The sequence below is a fragment of the Sporosarcina sp. P32b genome (assembly GCF_002743335.1).
GTDB lineage: Bacteria > Bacillota > Bacilli > Bacillales_A > Planococcaceae > Sporosarcina.
Window position 1 is genome coordinate 21,760 of record NZ_PDZB01000031.1, and the last position, 8,951, is coordinate 30,710.

Sequence of the window (8,951 nt, forward strand, 5' to 3'; positions counted from 1 at the left end):
CTAGAGCAAATGTAGTTATATTGTCGTTTGAAAACTAACTATACAAGTTTATAAACTCTTGGCAGCGAATCTACCGTTGAGGGGGCACTTTGTCATGATATTTGTTATTGCTACTATATACTTATACATAATACTCCTATTCGTTATATATTTAATATAGTTGTATCATCTACTAAAAGGCTATTTTAAATATTTTGTCGAATAGTAGAGTAAGAGGTGATATCTCACTAGATGAGGGTATTAACTATACTATCAATAGAGAATACATTGGGCAGAAGAGGAGGTATGAATAGTGAAAGATCAAACTAGATATCTTCGACTAGCGAATATAACAAAGCTAATAAATACAAAGCTAGAGTTAAGAGATGTACTGAATCACGTAGTGACTGCTATCTCAGAGGAGATTGTTCGATGTGACTCGGTCGGAATTTATTTGCCACAACAAGATGGCTCGTTCAGGGGCTTCGTAGGAAAACCTGAAGTGATCAATGGCATGACGCTCGATATGCATACAATTGATACCGACTTCGATTTGCTGGCGAAAGAAGTAATTGAAACACAACGAACGATATATATACCGGATACATCCAAAGATCATCGACCTGACCCAAGGGCAGTCGAAGCGTTTAAGATAAAATCTCTATTGGTTTTGCCCATTACTGGCGAGACGGAATTATTTGGACTAGTTTTCTTGTTCGACTATGGAACACCGATGAACCTGACGGAGATTGAGATTCAAACGGTCCAATCTTATGTCAATATGGCTGCCGTTGCTATTCAAAATGCCAAACTGTTAACGCATAAAGAAGAACTTATTAATGAAAAGCAATTATTGTTGGATATAACTCGGGATTTATCACTATGTTCTACCATGCAGGAAGCGCTGGATATATGTTTTCTTTATATAGAAAAGGTGCTTGGAAATAATAATATAGGGATACATTTAGTTGATCCATTAGTTCATATGAAGATTAAGCCTACAACAATTAATCGTAAGAGCGACTGGTCGGTAGAAGCGTGGGTTAAATCCCATGACGAGATAAAATTTGATGTGGAAAATGATAAAGTGTTCGAGGAAGTGATCGCAACTAGAAAAGCAGAACTCATTCCAGATGTCTTTTCAGACGATCGAGTGAACCATAAAGCATGTCGACACTTTGGCATTCAATCGATGTTTATACTTCCTATCGTTTCCATGGGTAAAGTATTAGGTTTAATAGTTATTGCAGACCTGTTTAAAAAAAATCCGAATTACTCCCAGGCTAGTCAACAGCTGACGCAATCTATTGTCGATACAACGGCTTCCACTTTATTAAACTTATTGAATATGGAAAAGCAAGAGTCGATCATAAAACAGCGAACTGAAGAGATAACCGAAAAGAACAACGAACTGGAAACAACAATGAAAGAATTACAGCGGCTTAGCCGGGAGAAAGAACTAATTCTCCATTCGGCAGGTGAAGGGATATTCGGGTTGGATTTACATGGCGTCATTACGTTTTGTAATCCGGCGGCTGCTACGACGCTCGGCTATAATAGTAAGAATGAACTAATAGGTAAACCTGTCAGTATTATTTACAATGAAAACAATACGAATCTTGATGAAGTTACATTTTTTAGGCGAGATCAGTCTGATTTCCCTGTAGAATATGTTAGGTCTTCTATCAAGGAAGGCGATAGAATGGTTGGGGAAGTCGTTACGTTTAAAGATATTTCCGAAAGAAAGAAGATGGAGAAAGAAATCAGATACCATGCGTATTATGATAGCTTGACCGATCTACCCAACCGAGTGCTATTAAAGGATCGAATGCAACAAGGTTTGAGCATTGCTCATTCTCGTAAAGAAAAAGCAGCGGTCCTGTTTATGGACTTGGATCGTTTCAAATCAGTCAATGACTTATTAGGGCATAGCTATGGCGATATTTTATTGGTACATGTAGCAAGACGTATATCCGCGTGCCTTCCTGAAGGGGCTACAGCTTCACGTCAAGGCGGGGACGAATTTGTTATCTACTTGCCTTATATTGAATCTGAAGCGGAAGTGATAGAGGTGGCCGAAAAGATTGTGGATCAATTTAACAAGCCATTCAATCTGAAAGGCCATGAAATGCATATCCACAGCAGTATAGGGGTTAGTTTATTTCCGCAAGATGGACAAACGGCGGAGTTATTGATAAAAAACGCGGATATTGCGATGTATCAGTCTAAAACCGTATCTGGTAGCAGTTATCAATTTTATCACTTGGCGATGGATATTAGGACGTTTGAAAATGTGAAACTTGAAAACGCTTTATATAAAGCACTTGATCGTGAGGAGTTGGAAATTTATTTTCAACCACAAATTGATTACAGTACACATACACTCATTGGAACTGAAGCGTTATTGAGATGGAATCATTCAACAGAAGGGTTAATTTCGCCGGATCGATTTATCCCGCTGGCAGAGGAGACTGGACTAATCGTTCCTATCGGCGAGTGGGTGATCAGAAAGGCATGTAACCAAATCAAGCAGTGGCAAGCAAAAGGGTATCCATCGATTATAGTATCCGTAAATTTATCAGCCCGCCAGTTTGAACAAAATAATTTATTCCAAACGGTTAAAGGGATTTTGGATGAAGTAGGCGTATCACCAAAGCTTTTATGTCTTGAAATTACGGAAAACCAAATCATTAAAAATACAGAACTGACTATCCAGACAATGAAAAAGTTACAGGCAATCGGAATCAAGATGTCCATTGATGACTTTGGTACAGGCTATTCCTCATTGGGGTATTTGAAAAATTTGCCGATTAATGCTTTGAAAATAGATAAATCATTTATTCGAGAATTGAAAAGCAATGACGATAATTCAGCCATCGCAAATACAATTATCACTTTAGCAAAAAATCTGGGATTAGATGTAGTAGCTGAAGGTGTCGAAACACTGGAACAAGCCGAATTTTTGGCTTCGAGAGAATGTTATATTATGCAAGGTTATTACTTTAATGTACCGCTAAAGGTCAATGAATTCGAAAGCACATATCTGGTTACTAAAGGAGAGTTGTTATGAAAGCTGTTCGTGCAGTATTGGATTATTTAACGGCTACAGGAGTAAAACATGTTTTTGGCATCCCAGCAGGTTCTGTCAATGCTTTTTTTGATGAGTTGTATGAAATACCTGAACTGACGCCTATTGTTACAAAGCATGAAGGCGCAGCTGCCTATATGGCAGTTGCATATGCCAAATATACAGCTACTATGAGTGTGTGTATTGGATGCAGTGGACCTGGTGGTACCAATCTACTAACGGGTGCCGCAAATGCCATGCGTGAACATGTCCCAGTTTTATTTTTGACGGGCGCAGTTCCCGTCGATACTGTCGGTTTAAATGCTTCTCAAGAATTGGATGCTGAACCACTTTTTAAATCAGTGACGAAATATAGTGTAACCGTAACGGATTCGAAGGATTTACTTAACGAGGTAGCAAAGGCATGTGAACTAGCGGTTTCTGGTGTACCAGGTCCTGTTCATATCGCCATGCCAATAGATATCCAGATCAATCAAATTGAATCTCCCAAAATACCGAAGCTACCAAAAAGAACCCCGATTGTTCCAGATCAAAACATCATACAGTCTGTGGCAAGAGAGATTGCTAGTAAACAGGATGGATATATCTTTGTAGGACAAGGTATTAGGAACTCTGTCAATCAGTTACTTGAGCTAGCGGAGATGCTTCAATGGCCAATCATTACAACACCACAGGCAAAAGGCTATATTACGGATAATCATCCACTACTTGCCGGTGTATTCGGCTTTGCTGGTCATGACGCAGCTTCTGCATTGATCAATGGACGAAATGGTGAAGCTTTACTTGTAGTTGGCTCTAGTTTAGGCGAGACGGCTACGAATAATTGGAACGTCAATCTTACTGAAAATCGATATACCATACAATTGGATTACGATTCATCCGTTTTTAATCGTAAATATGAAGTGGATGTTGCTGTTTGGGGAGATATAAATTTAAGTTTGACCGCGTTACTAGATGAATTAAAAAGTTTAAACTTGCCGACCAAAGAACAAGCGTTTATTAAACAGGAAATAGGAATGGTAGATAGTGAAGAGTACAATACGAAAAATGTATTGATGCGTCTGCAAAATTACGCTCCCCGCAATACTAGATATACCGTCGATATCGGTGAGTTCATGGCGTATATCATTCATGACATGAACGTGGTAGAGCCCGACTCATTTGATATTAATGTGCATTTTGGGGCAATGGGGAGCGGCATAGGTTCTGCCATTGGTACGAAGCTTGCTGAACCTGAACGTCCAGTAGTTTGCGTTACGGGTGACGGATGTTTCTTCATGCATGGTATGGAAATCTTGACTGCCAAAGAGCATAAGTTACCGATTTTATTTGTTGTGATGAATAATGCGCGTTTGGGAATGGTCTATCATGGACATTCGTTACAATATAAACGCTCCCATCCATCATTTGAACAAGAACCGGTGAATATTGCAGCTATGGCGGTGGCTATGAATATACCGAGTAAACGAATTGAAGCGATGGAGGATCTAACGCAGGAAGTGATAGACGAGCTTATGAATACCAAGGGGCCGTCAGTCCTCGAAGTTTCATTAATAGATAATACGATACCTCCAATGGGGGATCGCGTGAAGTTTCTGTCTTCCTTTGGAAAGTGAATAACGCGGAGAAGAGGCTACAGCTGCCTCTTCTCCGCGTTATTTCATAGTCAGATATTTTTGTATACTGTATTTGTCACTCTTATGATTGCCTCTATTGTTTCACCTTTAAAGGCATTGGTAACGGACAGTCCTGAAGGGTTTGAAAAGTAATACGTATCTACTTGCTGATTATAACTGTATCCAAGGTTTGTTAAAGATTGTTGTAATTCAGTCGGTATGTTTTTCGATCCAGTATGCTCCTTGAAGTAGTTTGTGCCGTAGATTTTCACGTTTACATCTTTGGTTCCAGTATGAATGACGAATAAGTCTTTTTCATCTTTCACGAGCCACTGGCCTTTTGAATACAAAGAAATTCTGGTCTTTCCCAATCCATCAATGCCAGCTAAATTCATGCCGAAATAGTGGTTAATCATTGTACGCATATCGTCACCTGTCACGTGATGATGATGATGCGCCAAATATAAATCTAAAATGGTTTCTGAAGGGAAACTATTGCAATCCTCCAAATTCGTTGATAGTGGAATCTCAAAAGTACGGATCTTTTCTTTGGTCAACACGGGAACACGTTCTAAATTGAACCCAAAAGCTTGTGAGATTGCTTTGTAAATGACTGGACTAGTTACGTTACCTGTATGATGATCAATATACATATCCATTACATCAATCTTTGGCAACTTGCTGATGTAATCAATTACATCTACTTCCGACAAGCCTTGATCCAAATGATGTGAATGCTTAATTATGTTCTGAAGTTCATAAGAATATGTGATCGGGGCAATCTTCATACGATACCTCCTTATTGAAGTACATTCTTATATTTATTAGATAATTATACAGTAAAAAAACATATGATGTATTAAAATAAACCAGATATTCAATAGGAAGTGACTACATGCCGCTAGAAAAAGAGAAGCAACTGACGACTACAGATCCATTAGTTGGTTTAAGTGAAGAAGAAGTGCAAAAAAGGGTAGAAACATTTGGTGCTAATAAGCTTGCAAGTGCAAAGAGTCGTTCATTACTTAAGCGGATATTCTCTCAGATTAACAATGTGCTTATTTACTTACTGATTGTTGCAGCGGTTATCTCGGGTTTACTTGGAGAGTTTGTAGATTCCATCATTATTGGATTGGTGATTGTCATCAATGCGATGGTTGGACTCGTTCAGGAATCGAAAGCAGAAGATGCGTTAGAAGCATTAAAAAGTATGGCTACACCGAATGCTCTTGTGCGTAGAGATGGCGTACAACGAGAAATCCCGTCTGAACACGTTGTGCCTGGAGACGTAGTCTTACTAGATGCCGGTAGATACGTGCCGTGTGATATGCAGCTTATAGAATCCGTCGACTTGAAAATAGATGAAGCGGCATTAACAGGGGAATCAGTACCGGTAGAGAAAGATGCTGGATTTACTGGAGATCTTACTTTACCTATTGGGGATCAAAAAAACATGGCGTTCATGTCCACGCTAACAACTTACGGACGTGCGACTGGAATTGCTGTTGAAACAGGTATGACTACTGAGATTGGAAAAGTAGCAGCCATGCTTGATAACGATTCTAGTACACAAACGCCTTTACAACAGAGTCTTGCACAATTAGGTAAATATTTAAGTATCGCTGCAATTGTGATCTGTGTTTTGATTTTCGGTATAGGTATGCTTCAAGGACGTGATCTCCTTGACATGTTCATGTTATCCGTCAGTCTAGCAGTTGCAGCTATTCCAGAAGGGATGCCAGCTATAGTTTCAATCGTTCTAGCAATCGGTGTGCAACGCATGATCAGGCAACATGTCATAATACGAAATTTACCAGCAGTTGAAGCGCTTGGCTCGGTGAATGTGATTTGTTCAGATAAAACAGGAACATTAACACAGAATAAAATGACAGTAACTCATTTCTTCGCAGATGGTCATTCGAGTCCGTTAGTAGAAGCTAGCTTTGAAAATCCTGTGCATCAATTGCTTTTTGAGAATATCACCTTATGCAATGACGCGACCTTTTCAAATGGAAATGAAACGGGTGACCCAACAGAAATAGCACTTCTTGTAGCGGCGCATCAGTATGGATTAAACAGGAATGAGTTATATGTTAAGTATCCCCGTCTAGATGAGATCCCATTTGATTCAGGTAGGAAATTGATGACGACTGTCCATACGTATGACAGAAATCTGTATGCTCATACAAAAGGGGCAATCGACGGCTTACTAGCGAAGTGTACTCAGTATGAAACAGCGGAAGGTACCAAACCAATGGATGAGGACCATAAAAATTTAATATTGGAACATGCTTCAAAATTATCGAATGAAGCTCTTCGTGTACTTGGTTGTGCTTATAAAATAGTGGATTCAGCACAATTGACCAATCACGGAATTACGGAAGATAATTTAATTTTCATAGGTTTGGTTGGGATGATTGATCCTCCACGTGAAGAAGTAAAAGAAGCTATTCAAGTAACGAAAAGAGCGGGTATTCGCACAGTAATGATTACAGGAGATCATCGAGACACAGCATTTGCAATTGCGAAAGAGCTCGGCATTGCTAATGATAAATCGGAAGTGATTGACGGGGAAATGATTGAATCATTAACAGAAGTGGAGTTGAATGAAAAAAGTAGTCAGCTTAATGTCTATGCACGTGTGTCTCCTGAACATAAAGTGAAGATTGTCCAAGCACTCAAAGCGAAAGGTAATACCGTATCGATGACAGGTGATGGCGTTAATGATGCACCTTCTCTAAAATCTGCGGATATTGGCGTAGCGATGGGGATAACGGGAACGGATGTGGCAAAAGGTGCATCGGACATGATTTTAACGGATGATAACTTCGGTTCAATCGTTAAAGCCGTGGAAGAAGGACGAACAATCTACCGAAACATCAAAAAGGCCATTATCTTCCTACTGTCTTGTAATCTAGGAGAGATCATTGCATTATTTACAGCAATTCTCCTCGGCTGGCCGGTTATTCTTCGTCCTGTTCATATTCTCTGGATTAACTTAGTAACAGATTCATTCCCAGCATTGTCTCTTGGAGTAGACCCAGAAGAAGCGGATGTTATGAGTGAAAAACCACGTCATCGAAAAGAAAGTATTTTCCATGGCATGATTGCCTTCCTTATACTAAATGGCTTACTGATTGGAGCCGTGACATTGGTCGCGTTTGCTATTGGCATATATTCATCAGGTGGCTATTCTGGTAGTGTGTTCTCCATGAATACGCAAAATATTTCTGATAGCGCATTAATGCACGGACAAACGATGGCATTTCTTGCTCTCAGCTTTTCGCAATTAATCCATTCGTTAAATTTCAGGTCTATAAATCACTCCGTTTTCAAGGCAGGGATCTTTAAAAACAAATATCTCATCTACTCCATTCTACTAGGAGTGGTGTTACAAGTGGCAATCGTTTCAATAGGTCCATTCGCTAAATTGTTCAGTGTGAATTCATTAGGTGTGTTAGATTGGTTAATTATTTGTAGTTTGAGTATTTTACCTTTACTGCTGAATGAAGTGGTGAAGTTGATTAAGAGATAAAATTTTCGTTAAGGTATTGTTCAATAAAACTTGATATATATGTAGTGTTAAAAATACTTACTAAGCAAAAATAACTATGAATACTTTTAAAGCCTATGAGATTTCACGCATAGGTTTTTTGTATTCAATAGATTTCAAGAATCTTGTAGTATGAATAGCGGAAAAGGAGATTGAATAAGTGAAATTATTAGAATTCCACTCGCGATATTTTAAAATATATGTTATCATAGAAAAAAGTTTCCGTATAAGGAAATGGGGAGCGGGGTGGAGGTCGAGTAATAAGATTACTATTTATAATACTTTATTTAATGAAAGGACGATCTTTGGATACTGTAACTTCAGTTAACTAGTAGAGTAATTTGTATTATTAAGGCACTTGAAAGTTCATTTTAAAATATAAATCTTGATTTAACAGGGATGGTGCTCTACATATTTGTATGGTTCAATAGCAATTATTTTCTGTAACCTATTGTAGGATAGAAAGAACTGAATATAGTATTGTCAATATGAATTAGTTAAAAAAGCATACACTCAACTTGAAAACATTTAGTTGAATTGACTTATAACTTCGCGTTGTAAAGTATGCTCGATGTATAGTTATAAATGTCAACTATAAAATGTACACTTTCGCTTGTTTAAGGATGTACAGATTTACGGGATTTCCTGACTTAGATGATTCTGTATCCGATAAGATTCACCGGCAATTGAAATGACATACGCATGATGCAGGATG

4 protein-coding genes are annotated in these 8,951 nt (G+C 38.6%); 3 read left to right on the forward strand and 1 reads right to left on the reverse strand.

The features are described 5' to 3' along the window. Positions 1 to 289: 289 nt before the first annotated feature. A complete protein-coding gene (locus tag CSV64_RS15260) occupies positions 290 to 3,049 on the forward strand; it encodes a bifunctional diguanylate cyclase/phosphodiesterase (protein ID WP_099635425.1) in 2,760 nt (919 codons plus the stop codon). Continuing rightward, positions 3,046 to 4,683, forward strand: coding sequence for a thiamine pyrophosphate-binding protein (locus tag CSV64_RS15265; protein WP_099635426.1), 1,638 nt, complete (start codon positions 3,046 to 3,048; stop codon positions 4,681 to 4,683). Before CSV64_RS15260 ends, CSV64_RS15265 begins: the two co-directional genes overlap by 4 nt. A gap of 50 nt (positions 4,684 to 4,733) precedes the next feature. Here CSV64_RS15265 and CSV64_RS15270 read toward each other — a convergent pair whose 3' ends face one another. Then, the gene (locus CSV64_RS15270) at positions 4,734 to 5,471 is read right to left on the reverse strand and encodes a hypothetical protein (RefSeq protein ID WP_099635427.1); all 738 of its coding nucleotides are present in this window, start codon (positions 5,469 to 5,471) and stop codon (positions 4,734 to 4,736) included. A gap of 107 nt (positions 5,472 to 5,578) precedes the next feature. Between CSV64_RS15270 and CSV64_RS15275 the strand changes: the two genes are divergently transcribed. Next, entirely contained in the window at positions 5,579 to 8,218 is a 2,640-nt protein-coding gene (locus tag CSV64_RS15275) for a cation-translocating P-type ATPase (protein ID WP_099635428.1), read from the forward strand. Positions 8,219 to 8,951: the final 733 nt, after the last annotated feature.

What these genes read in the sequence shown, in the direction of transcription:
- CSV64_RS15270 (WP_099635427.1), bottom strand. Translation starts at nt 5,471, where the DNA reads ATGAAGATTGCCCCGATCACATATTCTTATGAACTTCAGAACATAATT.
- CSV64_RS15275 (WP_099635428.1), top strand. Translation starts at nt 5,579, where the DNA reads ATGCCGCTAGAAAAAGAGAAGCAACTGACGACTACAGATCCATTAGTT.
- CSV64_RS15265 (WP_099635426.1), top strand. Translation starts at nt 3,046, where the DNA reads ATGAAAGCTGTTCGTGCAGTATTGGATTATTTAACGGCTACAGGAGTA.